The 14,514-nt window shown below is 71.7% G+C and carries 13 protein-coding genes; 8 read left to right on the forward strand and 5 right to left on the reverse strand.

What is annotated here, in order from left to right; translation table 11 throughout:
* The first annotated feature begins 296 nt into the window (after nucleotides 1-296).
* The gene (locus QSK20_RS12930; protein WP_285788854.1) at nucleotides 297-3,536 is read left to right on the forward strand and encodes a beta-N-acetylglucosaminidase domain-containing protein; all 3,240 of its coding nucleotides are present in this window, start codon (nucleotides 297-299) and stop codon (nucleotides 3,534-3,536) included.
* 20 nt (nucleotides 3,537-3,556) lie between these two features.
* Here QSK20_RS12930 and QSK20_RS12935 read toward each other — a convergent pair whose 3' ends face one another.
* A complete protein-coding gene (locus tag QSK20_RS12935; RefSeq protein WP_285788855.1) occupies nucleotides 3,557-4,330 on the reverse strand; it encodes a GntR family transcriptional regulator in 774 nt (257 codons plus the stop codon).
* Nucleotides 4,331-4,488: 158 nt separating this feature from the next.
* On the opposite strand from QSK20_RS12935, the gene QSK20_RS12940 reads away from it, so the two are divergent.
* Genes QSK20_RS12940 through QSK20_RS12965 form a run of 6 tightly spaced genes read left to right on the forward strand, consistent with a single transcriptional unit; the run spans nucleotide 4,489 to nucleotide 10,476 of the window.
* Nucleotides 4,489-5,754, forward strand: a complete 1,266-nt coding sequence (locus tag QSK20_RS12940; RefSeq protein ID WP_285788856.1) for an ABC transporter substrate-binding protein — start codon at nucleotides 4,489-4,491, stop codon at nucleotides 5,752-5,754.
* Nucleotides 5,733-6,680 (forward strand): carbohydrate ABC transporter permease, encoded by a 948-nt coding sequence (locus QSK20_RS12945; protein WP_285788857.1) that lies wholly within the window; start codon nucleotides 5,733-5,735, stop codon nucleotides 6,678-6,680. The genes QSK20_RS12940 and QSK20_RS12945 overlap by 22 nt, the downstream gene beginning before the upstream one ends.
* Nucleotides 6,677-7,573, forward strand: coding sequence for a carbohydrate ABC transporter permease (locus tag QSK20_RS12950; protein WP_285788858.1), 897 nt, complete (start codon nucleotides 6,677-6,679; stop codon nucleotides 7,571-7,573). Before QSK20_RS12945 ends, QSK20_RS12950 begins: the two co-directional genes overlap by 4 nt.
* Nucleotides 7,570-8,505 (forward strand): N-acetylglucosamine kinase, encoded by a 936-nt coding sequence (locus QSK20_RS12955; RefSeq protein WP_285788859.1) that lies wholly within the window; start codon nucleotides 7,570-7,572, stop codon nucleotides 8,503-8,505. Before QSK20_RS12950 ends, QSK20_RS12955 begins: the two co-directional genes overlap by 4 nt.
* Nucleotides 8,502-9,734: a hypothetical protein gene (locus QSK20_RS12960; RefSeq protein WP_285788860.1), complete on the forward strand. Its 1,233-nt coding sequence runs from the start codon at nucleotides 8,502-8,504 to the stop codon at nucleotides 9,732-9,734. The genes QSK20_RS12955 and QSK20_RS12960 overlap by 4 nt, the downstream gene beginning before the upstream one ends.
* On the forward strand, nucleotides 9,727-10,476 hold the full coding sequence (locus QSK20_RS12965; protein WP_285788861.1) for a sugar isomerase domain-containing protein: 750 nt from the start codon (nucleotides 9,727-9,729) through the stop codon (nucleotides 10,474-10,476). Before QSK20_RS12960 ends, QSK20_RS12965 begins: the two co-directional genes overlap by 8 nt.
* 33 nt (nucleotides 10,477-10,509) lie before the next feature.
* Here the strand turns inward: QSK20_RS12965 and QSK20_RS12970 are convergent, their stop codons facing one another.
* Nucleotides 10,510-11,460, reverse strand: a complete 951-nt coding sequence (locus tag QSK20_RS12970; protein WP_352232291.1) for a DUF817 domain-containing protein — start codon at nucleotides 11,458-11,460, stop codon at nucleotides 10,510-10,512.
* A gap of 135 nt (nucleotides 11,461-11,595) precedes the next feature.
* On the opposite strand from QSK20_RS12970, the gene QSK20_RS12975 reads away from it, so the two are divergent.
* Nucleotides 11,596-11,895 (forward strand): GYD domain-containing protein, encoded by a 300-nt coding sequence (locus QSK20_RS12975; protein WP_285788862.1) that lies wholly within the window; start codon nucleotides 11,596-11,598, stop codon nucleotides 11,893-11,895.
* A 50-nt stretch (nucleotides 11,896-11,945) separates the two neighbouring features.
* Here the strand turns inward: QSK20_RS12975 and QSK20_RS12980 are convergent, their stop codons facing one another.
* The 3 genes from QSK20_RS12980 to QSK20_RS12990 are packed head-to-tail and all read right to left on the reverse strand — an operon-like array spanning nucleotide 11,946 to nucleotide 14,446.
* Nucleotides 11,946-12,770 carry a MetQ/NlpA family ABC transporter substrate-binding protein gene (locus QSK20_RS12980; protein ID WP_285788863.1) on the reverse strand — a complete coding sequence of 275 codons (825 nt, stop codon included), beginning with the start codon at nucleotides 12,768-12,770 and terminating at the stop codon, nucleotides 11,946-11,948.
* A 42-nt stretch (nucleotides 12,771-12,812) separates the two neighbouring features.
* Nucleotides 12,813-13,469, reverse strand: a complete 657-nt coding sequence (locus QSK20_RS12985) for a methionine ABC transporter permease (RefSeq protein ID WP_285788864.1) — start codon at nucleotides 13,467-13,469, stop codon at nucleotides 12,813-12,815.
* A complete protein-coding gene (locus tag QSK20_RS12990) occupies nucleotides 13,466-14,446 on the reverse strand; it encodes a methionine ABC transporter ATP-binding protein (protein ID WP_285788865.1) in 981 nt (326 codons plus the stop codon). Before QSK20_RS12990 ends, QSK20_RS12985 begins: the two co-directional genes overlap by 4 nt.
* Between the last annotated feature and the right edge of the window lie 68 nt (nucleotides 14,447-14,514).

A 14,514-nucleotide genomic window follows, 5' to 3' on the forward strand; every position in this document is an offset into this window, starting at 1 on the left:
TGACGTAGCCAGGAGCGGCAGGGATTCTCATTACTGGCATAGACCATGCCGCAGAACCCCTACCAGGCTCCCGGGCCCGACGGCCGATCCGCGCCCCTGCTGACCCGACCGGATCGGCGGCCGCGCCGGCCAGCCATCCGCGGTGGCGAGACCACCGCGTTCCGCGCCGGAACCTCACCGGCGGAAGACACTGATTTGGACCGACAAGTGGAGGTCGCGTGTTACTGGCACGCTCTTTTCGCGGTCGTCGTCACCGCTCTGTCATATTCGCCGTCTCGGTCACGCTCGTCGCAGGTGTGCTGAGCCCTCTGCCGGCCGGCGCCGAGCGACCGGCTCCCACCGGCGCGGCGCGGATCCTTCCGCTGCCGCAGCAGATCGACTCACGCCCCGGAAACGTGGTGCTGTCCGGTGCCGTCGACGTCGTGACGGGCGAGTCCGCCGACCCGGCGGCGCGGACGGCGCTGGTGGAACTGCTCTCCGCGCACGGCGTCACCGCCCGCGTCGTCGGCGACAGCGACCTGTCGGCACGCGGCCCGATGATCGTTCTGGGTGGACCGGGGGAGACCCCGGTGAGCACGGACGCGCTGCGCGCCCTCGGCGTCACCGGCCCGGAGGCGCTGCCCGGTGAGGGCTACGTGCTGGCGGCCGGTCGCGACGGACGCGGCCGACAGCGGATCGTGCTGTCCGGGAAGGACGGCCCCGGCACGTTCTACGCCGTGCAGTCGCTCCGGCAACTGCTCGACCGGAAGGGTTCCCGGGTCGCCGTCGACGGCGTGCAGATCCGCGACTGGCCGGGGTACCGGATCCGCGGCGGCATGGAGTCCTTCTACGGCGCGGTGTGGTCACAGGAGGACCGGCGCTCGCAGATCGAGTTCCTGGCCCGCCACAAGATGAACCAGTTCTTCTACGGGCCGGCGGACGACCTGCGCACCGGCTCGGACTGGGACTCGTTGTACGAGGCGGCGGAACTGGCCCGGTTGAAGGAGATCGTCGACCTGGCGAAGTCCCGCCACGTCGACTTCGTGTACCGGATCTCACCGGAGGCGCCGATGGCGCCCAGCAAGGGGATCTGCCACGTGCGTGAGACCGACCGGGCCAAGCTGCTGGCCCGCTTCGACCAGATGTGGGAGATCGGCGTCCGGAGCTACGTCATCGCCTGGGACGACGTGTCGGGCAACTTCGCGTGTCAGGAGGACCGGGACGCCTACGGGGGCGACTCGTCGCCGCTCGCGGTGGCCCAGGCCGAGGTCACCAACTTCGTGCAGAAGGAGTTCATCGAGAAGCGCCCCGGGGCCAGCCGCATGGTGACGGTGCCGACGGAGTACTGGGGGATGACGAAGACGGCGTACACCAACCGTTTCGACGAGCTGGTGAGCACCGACGTCGACCTCTACTGGACGGGGCCGGCCGTGGTGCCGTCGAGCATCACCGAATCCGACCTCCAGGCCGCCCAGGACGTGTGGTCGCGGCACCGGATCATGCTCTGGGACAACTACCCGGTCAACGACTACAGCCCCAACCGGCTGCTGTTGGGCCCGCTGGAGAACCGCGACGCCGGCATGGCGGACAAGGTCATCGGCATCTCCTTCAACGGGCTCGTCACCTTCCAGGAGGCCTCGCAGATCCCCCAGGGCACCCAGGCCGACTACGCCTGGAACCCGGGTGCGTACGACGCGGAGCGCTCCTGGACGCGTACGTTGCAGCTTCTCGGCGGCGACGCGTACGAGGACCTGCGGCTCTTCGCCGACAACAACCGGGCCAGCGTTCTGAACCAGAGCGCGCGGCCGGAGTTCGCCGCGCTCGTCGACCGTCTCGTCGCCGACTACCGGGCGGGTCGACCGGTCAACGCCCAGCTCGACCGGGTGGACCGTGAGCTGCGCCGGCTGGAGGAACTTCCCGCCGAGCTCCGGGCGAAGCTCGACAACCCGCTCCTGCTCAAGCAGATCTCGCCCTGGCTGGACCGGGTCGGCGTGACCGGTCAGGCCGGTCGGGCGGCCGTGCGGCTCCTCCGGGCCCAGGACGGGGGCGCCAGCGAGGCCGCCTGGGTGGCCCGGCGCGACCAGGCAGCCGCCCGTGGCGTCCTCGACCGTACGTGGCACCAGATCAGTCCCGGGCCGGTCGACGACCTGCTCAGTTTCGCGGCGGCGCAGAACGACGCGTACGTCGGCGACCGCTGGTTCGGTGACCTCGGCGCCCCCACCGGTGCGCCGGCCGCCGCCGCCGGATCCGGGCTGGGCCTGCTGACCGACCGGCGGGACGACACGGCCTATGTCGCCGCCGGCGCACCACAGGCCGGTGACGCCGTCACGGTCCCGATCACCAAGCCGCACAAGCTGTCCGCGGTGACGGTGGTGCAGGACGCGACCGCCCCGGCGGACGGCATGATCCAGGCGCTCGTCGACGGCAGCTGGGTGGACCTCGGGCCGCTCGCCGAGGGGTTCACCAAGGTGCCCGCCAAGGACCTGGCCGCCAGCGCGGTCCGGATCCGGTGGACGCCCGGCAGCGTCGCGCCCCGCGTGTACGAGATCGTTCCGCACTACTCCGACGTGCTCCGTGGCCGGCTCTCGGTCGAGCCGTCGGGGGCGCTCATCGCCCCCGGAAAGACCAAGCGGTTCCAGGTGGCGCTCGAGGTGTTCGCCGAGGACGGGGTGAGCGGACGGGTCACCGCCGCCGGCCCGGACGGCTGGACCGTCACCCCGGCGACGCAGGTGCTCCGCGCCCGACCGGACGGGCGGACCATCGTCACCCGCGTGCCGGTCGCCGTCACCGTCCCGGCCGGCGCCGCCGAGGGCCGCCACCAGGTGACGGTGACGTTCCACAAGGACGGCGCGACGCCGGTGACCGTGTCGGTGCCGATCGTCGTGGGCGACGGCAGCTACCCGGAGTTCGTCACCGGGGCCGACCCGGCCGGCTACTGGAGGCTGGGCGACGCGGCCGGTTCCCGGACGGCGGTCGACAGTTCCACCAGCGGGCGCGACGGCACCTACCTGGGCGCCGGACCGGGCGTCGAGGGCGTGCTCGCCGGCGACGGCGCAGCCGACGTCGGGGACGGCTACGTCGACGTGCCCCGGGGCCCCCGGACCAATCTCGACGGGCCGTTCACGCTGGAGGCGTGGGTCAAGCTCGACCTGCTCGTGCCCACGCCGGGGCAGGCGGTCATCGAGAGCTACCAGACCCCGGCGACCAACGGGTACGTCCTGCGGGTGGACAACGGTGTCCTGCAGGCGTGGACGCTCGGCGCTCCCGGCAAGGGACACGGCGTCGTGTCCGGCCGCACCCGGCTGACGCCGGACCGGTGGCACCACGTCGCCGCCGTGTTCGACGGGTCGCGACTGACCGTGTACCTCGACGGCGTCGCGGACAACAGCGTCGCGACGACGGTCGCCCCGGGCGTCGGCACGGCGAGCATCAAGCTCGGTGGCCGTGGGGACGACACCTTCCAGCGACTCCAGGGCGACCTCGACGAGGCGGCGATCTACGATCGCGCGCTGACGGCGACCGAGATCGAGAAGCACTACTTCGCCGGACTGGGATAGCCACATCCGCCGGATGCGCGTCAGCCGCCCTGCGGCGGGGGGCTGACGTGCATCTGGATGGCGTACCGGTCGCCACGGTAGAGCGACCGCCCGTACTCCACGACCTTCCCCATGTTGTCGACGGAGATCCGCTCGATCAGGAAGGCCGGGGTGTCCTCGGCGACCTCGAGGCGTTTCGCCTCGGTGGCGGTCAGTCGCGCGATGGTGACGACCTGCCGGGCGGACTCGAGCCGTACCCCGAAGACGCGGCCGAGGACGTCGTAGAGCGAGTCGTCGCGGCCCAGCACGTCGAGCAGGTTGGGGAAGCGCGCGGCGGCGAGGTTGGTCCGTTCCAGGGCCATCGGGATCCCGTCGGCGGTGCGGATCCGCTCGATGTAGTGGGTCTGTTCGCCGGGAGCGATGTCGAGGTTGGCGGCGACGGTGCGGGTGGCCGGGCGGGTGCGGCCACGGTAGCTCTTGGAACCCGGCGTCATGCCGCGGATCCGCATGTCCTCGCTGAAGGAGCGGAAGATCTCCGAGTGGGTCAGGGTCGGGTGCTGCACGAAGGTGCCGCGTCCGGGCACCCGCCGCACCATCCCCTTGCTCTCCAACGCGTCGATGGCGCCCCGGACGGTCATCCGGGCCACCGCGAAGCGCTCGGCGAGGACCCGTTCGGAGGGGAGGAGCGCGCCGTCTCGGGAGTCCAGGACCAGGGCGGTGAGCACGTCGGTGATGTGCTTGCCCTTGCCGCGGTTCTGCTCCGCCAGCAACGATTCGAGCGCTCCGTCGCTCGGCTCGTGTCGCGTCCGTGGCACGACTCGGTTCTCCCTTCCCCGCTGTTGACGCCATCGTACGGGCAGTCCGTGGCTCCCCGGGGGAAGCCGGCCACCCGTTGACCACCGGTCTATACCAGTATTACAGTCGAGCTCCCCGTCGGTCCGACGGGGTGGTCGCGACGACGATCGGAGACGTGATGACCAGGAAATACGGTGTGTGGGGAGCGGCGGCGGTGCTCACCGTCAGCCTCGCCGCGTGCGCGCCCGGCAGCGGGGACGGCGGCGACGCCGTCAACCTGAAGGTCTGGGGATGGCGGCAGGAGGACGTCGCCGCGTACAACAAGATCTTCCAGATCTACGAGGACGCCAACCCCGGGGTGACAGTCGAGTACGTCCCCTACAAGAACACCGAGTACGACACGATCCTCAAGACCGGGCTGACCGACGCCAACGGTCCCGACGTGGCGCAGCTGCGCTCGTACGGTCTGCTCCAGCCGCTGGTCGCCGCCGGCGGCCTGGTGCCCCTCGACGACGTCAAGGAGCTGGGCGGCTTCCCGGAACCGGTCCTCGACGGCGCCCGGGGCGAGAGCGACGAGAAGGTCTACGGCGTCCCGTTCGCGCTCCAGACGCTGCACGTGATCTACAACCAGAAGCTCTTCGCGGACCACGGCATCACCGCCCCCACCACCTGGGCGGACATGGTCGCGGCGTTCGACAAGCTCAACAGCGCCAAGGTCATCCCGCTGGCCAGCACGGTCACCGACACCTGGATGCTGCCGATCCAGCACGAGATCTTCGGGGCCACCACCTACGGCGGCCCCGACTACCTCGACAAGATGCTCACCGGCGGGTCGAAGTTCACCGACGCGCCCTGGGTGAAGTCCCTCGAGACCTGGAAGGGCACCGACAAGTACTGGGCGCCCCAGTCGTCCGGGATGAGCTACGCCGACGCGCAGGCGCTCTTCACCGCCGGCCGGGCCGCGATGTTCCCCGGCGGCATCTGGGAGCTCGCCGTGTTCCAGAAGGCCAACCCCGACCTGAAGATGGGCATCTTCAACGTGCCGCCCGCCCCCGGCGCGCCGGTCGACAAGACCCTCGTCCCCGGCTACGTCGACGGATCCTTCGGGGTCTCGGCCAAGTCCGCCAAGCGCGAGGCGGCGCTGGACCTGGTGCGGTGGATGGCGTCGGAGGAGTTCGGCCGGGCGTACTCCGGCGAACTACGTCAGATCTCGGCGGTGCCCGGCGTCCAGCCCCAGGACGAGCTCCTGGCCCAGGCGCTGAAGGCGTACCAGGAGAACCCGAGCCCGTACGTCACCTACGCGTACTTCTCCGGCGGATCGCCCACGGCGTGGGACCTCGCCTCGGCGGCGTTCTCCGACTACCTGCTCGGGCGACGCACCGCCGCCGACGCGGCCGGACACATCCAGCGGGGGGTCGACCAGTGGTTCCGGCCCAGGAACTGACCGTCCGTCCCACCCGGCGTCGCCGCCAGGTGGGACGGACCGCGCCGGGGTGGATCGCGGCGTTCTGCCTGCCGGCCTTCACCCTCTACGGCCTCTTCCTCGTGGTGCCCCTGCTCACCGCCTTCTACTACGGGTTCTTCCGCTGGGAGGGCACGCGCCAGGGGGAGTTCGTCGGGATCGGCAACTACCAGGAGATCCTCACCCGCTATCCGCTCAGCGACCAGATCTCCGCCGCGCTCGGGCACAACGTGCTCTTCTTCGTCGGCACCATGGCCATCCAGAACACCGTCGGGCTGGGCCTGGCCGTGCTCCTGCACCGCAGCCCCCGGGGGAAGCGGTTGTTCCAGACCCTCTTCTCGCTGCCCTACCTGATCAGCCCGCTGATCGTCGGCTACATCTGGTCGCTCCTGCTCAGCCCCACCTTCGGCCCGATCAACGTGGCGCTCCGGGCGGTCGGCCTGGACTCGTGGGCACGGCCGTGGCTCGGTGAGCCGGACACCGCGCTGCCGGTGCTGATCCTGGTCAACGCCTGGCAGTGGGTCGGCGGGCCGATGCTCATCTTCGGCGCCGCCCTGGCCGGTGTACCGCGCGAGCTGGAGGAGGCCGCCGCCATGGACGGCGCGTCGGCCACCCGGACCTTCTGGAGCGTCCGGTTCCCGCTGCTGATGCCGGCGGTCGGGGTGATCACCGTGCTGACCTTCATCGGCTGCTTCAACATCTTCGACCTCGTCTACGCGCTGGGCGGATCCGACGGCGGACCCGGCGGCGCCATGGACGTGCTGGGCCTGCTCTACTACCGGACCGCCTTCCAGGGCGGCAGCAACGCGATCGGAGAGTCCTCGGCGTTGGCCATGCTCATCTTCGTGCTCATCTTCGGGGTCTCCGTCGCCCTGGAGCGGGTGCTCCGCCGCCGGGAGGTCACATGAGCACCCTGCTGGCCGCCCCCCGTCGCACGTCGCCGGCCACCGGCGGCTCACCGCGACCGGGGGCCGCCCGCCCCCGGTCGCTGGCCCGGAGCGTCGGCGTCCAGGTCGTGCTCTGGACGTACGCGGCGGTCGCCTTCGGCCCGCTGCTGCTGGTGCTGATCGGCTCGTTCCGGTCCAACGCGGAGATCCTCCGCGCGCCGGTCGGGCTGCCCAGCTCCTTCGACGTCAGCAACTACACCCGCGCCTGGGAGACCGCGTCGATCTCGACGTACTTCCTCAACTCCCTGGCCGTCACGGCTGCCTCGGTGGTGCTGTGCGTGGGCGTGTCGGCGCTGGCCGCCTACGCCCTGTCCCGGTGGCGGTTCCGGGGGCGCGCCCTGCTGGCGGCGTTCTTCCTGTCCGGACTGATGATCCCGGCGAAGCTCGGCCTGCTGCCGGTGTTCTACATGTTCCAGTCGATGAACCTGATCGACAGCCGGATCGGGCTGGTGTTGCTCTACGCGGCCAGCGGCGTCCCGTTCTCCGTCTTCGTGATCATGGGCTTCATGCGGGGGCTCCCCGGGGAGCTGGAGGAGGCCGCGCGGATCGACGGCGCACACGAGGGGCGCCTGTTCGTGTCGATCGTGCTGCCCCTGATGCGTCCGGCGCTCGCGGTGGTGACCGTCTTCCAGTTCGCGCCGACCTGGAACGACTTCTTCTATCCGCTGGTGCTGCTGCGCAGCAGCGAGAAGTACACCGTCCCGGTCGGGCTGACCCGCTTCTTCGGCGAGTTCGCCGCCGACCGCGGCACCCTCTTCGCCGGGCTCGTGATCGCCCTGGTCCCGCTGGCCGTGGTGTTCGCGCTGGCCACCCGGCAGATCGTCGCCGGCCTGACCGCAGGGATGTCGAAATGACCGTGACGATCACCATCGACGGCGGGAAGTCGCAGCTCAGGATGTTGCTGCGCACGCCCGAGGGCCGTCGGCTCGCGGTCGGGCCGGGCTTCTCCTACCGGCCCCACGAGGACGGCGTCGACCGGATCCTGGCCGCCGTCCGCGACGCCGCGGCCACCATCGCCGTTCCCTCGCGGGTGGCGGGTGTGGTCGCCGGTCTGACCGGCCTGCCCGGCGAGGACGCCGAGCGTCGACGCCTCGCCCACGCCCTCACCGGGCTCCTCGGTGGTCCGGCCGTGGTCGTGGAGGACAGCGTCCTCGCCCACGCCGGCGTCCTCGGCGGTGCCGGTGTGGTCCTGTGCGTCGGCACCGGGACGACGGTCCTGGCGGTGGCCGCCGACGGCGCCCACGCCCGGCTGGACGGGTGGGGTCCGCATCTCGGCGACCGGGGCAGCGCGTACGCCGTCGGGCTGGCCGGGATGCGTGCCGCCACCGCCGCGTACGACCGCACCGGCCCGGGAACCGAGCTGGCCGACCGCCTCGTCGCGGCGCTCGGGGGCCGCGACCTGGCGGCGCTCCAGCGCTACTACCGGGATCCGGATCTGGTCCCCCGGACCGCCGCGTTCGCCGTCGACGTCCTCGACGCCGCCGACCGGGCCGACCCGGTGGCCCGTCGGATCTGCGCCGGTGCGGCGACCGACCTCGCGGCCGCGGCCCAGGCGGCGACCGCGCGGCTCCGTCTCGACGGGGCGGAGCGCCGGGTGTCGTACAGCGGACGGCTCCTGGCTCCGGGGAACGTCCTGCACCGGGCGCTGTCGGCGGAGCTCGCCGCCCGAGGGCTGCCGCTGGTCGCTCCCCGGGCGGAACCGCTCGACGGTGGGCCCACGCTGCTGGACGGCACCGGTCCCTACGCCCGCCTGCTGGCGGACCAGAGTCCGGGCGGTGCCGCATGAGGGTCGGACACGGTACGGCGCGTCTCACGGTGGTGCCCGGCGAACCGATGGGCGGGTACGTCGACCGCTCCCAGGGCGTCCAGGACGTGCTCGATCCGCTCGAGGTGCACGTGGTGACCTTCGCCGACGACGGTCACCGGTTCGCGCTGGTGGTCGTGGACCTGATCTGTGTGAACGCCGACGTCGTCGAGCGGATCCGGGCCGCCCTGCGGGACGTCGGGGTGCCGTCCTGCTGGGTCGCGGCCACGCACACCCACGCGAGCCCGGAGGCGGGTTGCGCCCCCGGTGGCGGGGTCACCCCACGCCACGTCGGCGACCGGCTCGTGGCCGCGTCGCTGGCGGCCACGAGCCGGGCCGTGGCGGCCGAGCGGCCAGCCCGGCTCGCCGCCACCCGCACGCTGGTCTCCGGACTCGCGGGTCGCCGCAACGTCGTGGACCCGCCACCGATGGACATCCCCGTCGACACGATCGTGGTCACCGTGGGCACGGACGTGGTCGGCCTGGTCGTGGTCTCGCCGGTCCACCCGACCATCCTCCCCGCCGCCAACAACCACGTGAGCGCGGACCTGACCGGGGGGATCCGCCGGGCGTTGGCCGCGCCCGACCGGTGGGTGGTCGTCGCCACCGGGGCCGCCGGCGACATCAGTACCCGGCACACCCGCCAGGGGCACGGGCCACCCGAGGTGGACCGGCTCGGCGTCCGGGTGGCCGACCGGTTCGTGCCACCGCCGGCACCCGTCGGCGGCCCGGCGGCCCCGGTGCGCCCGCCGGTCTCGCGGAGCGTGCGCCTGCGGCCCAAACAACCGGCGGAACTCGACGCGTCCGCGCGTCCGGTTCCCCAGGTCCGGGACGAGCGCATCCACCGGGTCCTGCACCAGGGGCTGCGGATCGCGCGGGAACAGGCGGTCCGCCAGCGCCGCGAACCGTACGAGGTCGAGATCGCGGCGGTCGACCTCGACGGCGTCACCGTCGTCGGAGTGCCCGGCGAACTGTTCCTGGAGCTGGGCGAGGCGATCCGGGCCGGCGCGACGGACCGGGCGGGGGACGTCGTGGTCCTCGGCTACACGAACGGCTACCTCGGCTATCTGCCCGCCCGCGACACCCCGCCCTGCTACGAAACCTTCGCCAGCCCGGTCAGCGCCGGCAGCGGCGAGATCGTCGTCGAAACCGCCGTCGAGGCGGCCGTCGAGGCCGCCCGCGACCGTCGTTCCAGGAGGAACAGTGCCTGAACCCGCCTACGCCGCCATCGCCCGGACCGCGCTCGACCAGGTCCTCACCACCCAGCTCACCGCGATCGAGTCGGCGGCCACGCTCGTCGCGGACTCGATCGCCGCCGGTGGTGTGCTCCAGGCCTTCGGGACCGGTCACTCGCGGATCGTCACCCTCGAACTCGCGGCGCGGGCCGGTGGCCTCGCCCCGGTCAGCATGCTGGCGGTCAAGGACCTCGTGATGTTCGGCGGCGCCGACCCGGGGCCGGTCCTGGACCCGACGTACGAGCGTGAGTCCGGCCTGGCCGAGCGGATCTACGCGCTCGCCGCGCCCGCCGCGCACGATCCCTTCCTGATCGTCTCCAACTCCGGCATCAACGCCGCCGTGGTCGAGATGGCGACGCTGGCCCGGGACCGGGGCCACCCGATCGTCGCCGTCACCTCGCTCACCCACACCCGGTCCGCCGGGGCGCGGGCGACCGGGGGACCGCACCTGGCCGACCTGGCGGACGTGGTGATCGACAATCTCGCTCCGGCCGGGGACGCGGCGCTGGAGATCAGCCCGGGAGTCCGGATCGGGGCGCTGTCGTCGCTCACCGGGGTGTTCGTCGCCCAGATGCTCACCGAGCTGGTCTGCCGCCGGCTCCTGGACCGGGGCCTCGACCTGCCGGTCTACATCTCGGCGAACCTCGCCCAGGGCGACGCGCACAACGTGGCCCTCCAGGAGCGGTACCGCGAGCGGGTCCGCCCGATCGAACCGTGACTCCTCGGCCCTGCCGCCGGAGCCCCGACTCCGTCAGTCGTCGCGGGTCGGGGCGGCCGGGATGACGTCCCGCCGGTCGGCGGCGGTGACGTCGTCCGGGGACCGCGGGCTCCGGTCGTCGTCGGGGGGCTCCGGCGGGGAGATCCAGGTGACCAGCACGACCGAGATGATCATGAGGAGGAACCAGGAGGCGAGCTTGGCCGGCGACACGGGTTGCCAACCGTCCAGCTGACCGGGGTAGAACCACGCGTTCGACCAGGTGGCGATGTTCTCCGCGAGCCAGATGAAGAAGGCGACGAGGAGGAAGGCCAGCAGGAGCGGCATGCGCCACCGGAACCGGAAGACGCGGAACTGCATGACACAGCGCCCGAACACCAGCACGACGACGGCGATCAGCACCCAGCGGGCGTCCCAGACGTAGTGGTTGGTGAAGAAGTTGACGTAGATGGCGACGGCCAGGGCGGCCGTCGCCCACCTTCTCGGGTAGCGGACGAAACGCAGGTCGAACAGCCGGTGGACCCGGACCATGTAGGAGCCCACCGCGGCGTACATGAAACCGGTGAAGAGGGGGACGGCGCCGATCCGCAGGACGCCGTCGGGCGCGTAGGACCACGAGCCGACGTCGGTCTTGAACAGCTCCATGGCGGTGCCGACGAGGTGGAACAGGAGCACGACCCGTAGCTCGCGCAGGGTTTCCAGACGTCCGGCCACCATCACGACCTGGATGGCGACGGCGGCGACGGTCAGGGCGTCGTTGCGGGCGAACGCCGCGTCCTCCGGATACCAGAGATGCGCCGCCATGATGACCGCCAGCATCGCCCCGCCGAAGACGCACGCCCAGGCCTGCTTGAGTCCGAAGGCCAGGAACTCGGTGAGCCCGGCGAGCGGCCCGTGCCGGGGCAGCCGGGCCAGGACCGCGCGGACGCGGGCGTCGATCGCCTGTTCGCCGGAGGTCAGGTCGGTCGGATCGGAAGGGGTGCGCACCGCTCAGACGCTATCGGGCCGCCCCGGCACGACGATCACTCGCATCACCCGCTCGGGTGCGAACTTGATGCATATTTAAGACATTGTGTCCGTTATCGGTCTTACGATGGGATCTCTTCATGGAGGTGAAGGACCATGCCGACGTACGTCGCGTTGCTGAACTGGACCGATCAGGGAATCCGAGGCTACAAGGACACCGCGAAACGCGCCGAGGCATTCGCCGCAGCGACCCAGAAGCTCGGGGCGAAACTCCTGAACATCTACTGGACCGTCGGTTCATACGACCTCGTGGCCGTCGTCGAGGCGTCCGACGACGAGACAGCCGCCGCGGCGCTCCTGCAACTGGGCGGGGCGGGCAACGTCCGTACCGCGACCCTGCGGGCCTTCGGTCAGGAGGAGATGGAACGCATCATCGCCAAGACCACTGGCCAGTAGCGGGCCGCGCAGCCCACCGGCCGTCACCGGGTGGGCTGCGCGTGGGGCGCTCAGAAGGCGGTCGTCACCGAGCCCTTGTACCGGTCGCCGATGAACGTCTTCACCTCGGCGGAGTGCAGCAGCTCCTCCAGCTTCCGCACCCGGGGGTCGCTGTCGCCGCCGTCGCGGACCACCAGCAGGTTCGCGTACGGGTTGCCGTCCCCCTTCTCCAGGGCGAGGGCGTCGGTGGCCGGGGTGAGGCCGGCGTCGATGGCGTAGTTGCCGTTGACGACCGCCGCGGCGGTGTCGTCGAGGCTGCGCGGCAGCTGCGCCGCCTCCAGCTCCCGGAACTCCAACTGCTTCGGGTTGTCGACGATGTCGCGGGTGGTGGCCTTCACCCCGGCGCCCTCCCGGAGCGTGATCACACCGTTGTTCGCGAGCAGGCTGAGCGCCCGGCCCGAGTTCGACGGGTCGTTCGGGATGGCGACCACGCCCTTGGCCGGCAGGTCGGCGAGGCTGTCGACCTTCTTCGAGTACACCCCGAGCGGCTCGATGTGCACCGGCTCCAGCGCGGTGAACCGGTAACCCTTGGCGGCCTTCTCCTCGTCCAGGTACGGGACGTGCTGGAAGTAGTTCGCGTCGAGTTGCCCGTCGGCGAGCGCCCGGTTCGGCTGCACGTAGTCGGTGAACTCCACGATCTCCAGTTCCAGCCCCGCCTTCTCCGCCAGGTTGTCCCTGACGTAGGTGAGGATCTCGCCGTGCGGCACCGGGCTGACGCCGACCTTGAGCGCGGCGTCGGTGGGTGTCGAGGTGCCGGTGTCGTCCGTGCCGGAGCCGCAGGCGGTGACGGCCAGGACGAGGGCAGCGATGATCAGCGAGGGGAGTCTGCGTCGCACGGTGGTGCCTTTCTCCTTGTCCACGGCGGTCGACGTGGGTGACTATCGGTGGGACAGGTGCCGGGCGAGCCGGTCACCGAGCATCTGGACGGCCTGCACGAGCACGATCAGCAGCACGACGGTGCCGATCATCACGTCGTCCTCGAACCGCTGGTAGCCGTAGCGCAGGGCGAGGTCGCCGAGGCCCCCGCCGCCGACCACACCGGCCATCGCGGAGTATCCGACGAGCGCGACGACCGTGATGGTCAGCCCGGCCACCAGGCCGGGTCTGGCCTCGCGGAGCAGGACCTTGACGATGATCTGCCAGCGGGAGGCGCCCATCGCCCGGGCCGCGTTCACCACGTCGTGGCCCACCTCCCGGATCGAGGTCTCGACGATCCGGGCGTAGAACGGGATGGCGCTGACGGTCAACGGGACGATGGCGGCGGTGGTGCCGATGGTGGTGCCGGTGACCGCCCGGGTGAACGGGATGATCGCCACCAGCAGGATGATGAACGGCAGGGACCGGCCGACGTTGACGACCAGGCCGAGCAACGTGTTCACCGCCGGGGCCGCCAGCAGGTTGCCCCGGTCGGTGAGGACCAGCAGGACACCGACCAGCAGACCGCCGATCCCGGAGAGCAGGGTGGCGACGCCGACCATGTAGGCGGTCTCGGTGAGCCCCTGCCGGAGCAGGTCCACCAGGTCCGGGGCGATCACCGGGCGGCCTCCACGGTCAGCCCGGCGCGGCGCAGGTCGTGCAGCGCGCCGGCCAGTCCGGGCGCGGCCCCGGGGAGCGCGATGCGCAGCCGGCCCGCCCGGGTGGCGGCGAGCTGCTCGACGGCGCCGGCCACGATCCGGACGTCCAGGTCGTGCCGGCGGGCGAGGGTGGCGACGACGTCGTCGCCGGCCTGCCCGGTCACCGTCACGTCGACGAGGACGTGGTCGGGCATGGCCGGCACCGGGCCCAGCGGGAAGAGGTCCCGGGCCAGTTGCGAGTCGGGACGGTCGACCAGGTCGGCCACCGGCCCGGACTCGACGAACCGGCCCTCCCGCATGACCGCCACCGCGTCGCAGAGCCGTTTGACCACGTCCATCTCGTGGGTGATCAACAGGATGGTCAGGCCGAGCCGCCGGGTGAGGTCGCGCAGGAGGGCGAGGATGGCTCCGGTGGTGTCCGGGTCGAGCGCCGAGGTCGCCTCGTCCGACAGGAGCAGCCGGGGTCGGCTGGCGAGCGCCCGGGCGATGCCCACCCGTTGCTTCTGCCCGCCGGAGAGCTGGGCGGGGTACGCGTCCGCGCGGTCGGCGAGACCGACCAGGTCGAGCAGTTCCGCGACGCGGGCGGCCCGTTCCCGGCGGGGCACGCCCATCACCTCCAGCGCGAAGCTCACGTTGCCGGCGGCCGTACGGGAGTGCAGCAGGGCGAAGTGCTGGTGGATCATGCCGATGTCCTGCCGGGCGCGCCGGAGGTGGTTCTCCCGCAGCCCGGTCAGTTCCACCCCGGCGACGGTCACCCGGCCCTCGTCGGGGCGTTCCAGCAGGTTGACGCAGCGCAGCAGGGTACTCTTGCCCGCGCCGCTGCGGCCGACGACGCCGAACACCTGGCCCTCGGCGACGGTGAGGTCGACGCCGTCCACGGCGGTGACCGGGCCGCCCCGGGTGGGGAAGGTCTTCCGCAGACCTTCGATGCGAATCACGGTGGTGTTCCTCGTCAATCCAACGGGGTCAGGGGCGCTGCCGGGGTCGCCGGACCGGTGGGGATCGG

The organism is Micromonospora sp. NBRC 101691, from assembly GCF_030269285.1.
Taxonomy (GTDB): domain Bacteria; phylum Actinomycetota; class Actinomycetes; order Mycobacteriales; family Micromonosporaceae; genus Micromonospora; species Micromonospora echinospora.

What these genes read in the sequence shown, in the direction of transcription:
- QSK20_RS12940 (WP_285788856.1), top strand. Translation starts at nt 4,489, where the DNA reads ATGACCAGGAAATACGGTGTGTGGGGAGCGGCGGCGGTGCTCACCGTC.
- QSK20_RS12950 (WP_285788858.1), top strand. Translation starts at nt 6,677, where the DNA reads ATGAGCACCCTGCTGGCCGCCCCCCGTCGCACGTCGCCGGCCACCGGC.
- QSK20_RS12955 (WP_285788859.1), top strand. Translation starts at nt 7,570, where the DNA reads ATGACCGTGACGATCACCATCGACGGCGGGAAGTCGCAGCTCAGGATG.
- QSK20_RS12960 (WP_285788860.1), top strand. Translation starts at nt 8,502, where the DNA reads ATGAGGGTCGGACACGGTACGGCGCGTCTCACGGTGGTGCCCGGCGAA.
- QSK20_RS12975 (WP_285788862.1), top strand. Translation starts at nt 11,596, where the DNA reads ATGCCGACGTACGTCGCGTTGCTGAACTGGACCGATCAGGGAATCCGA.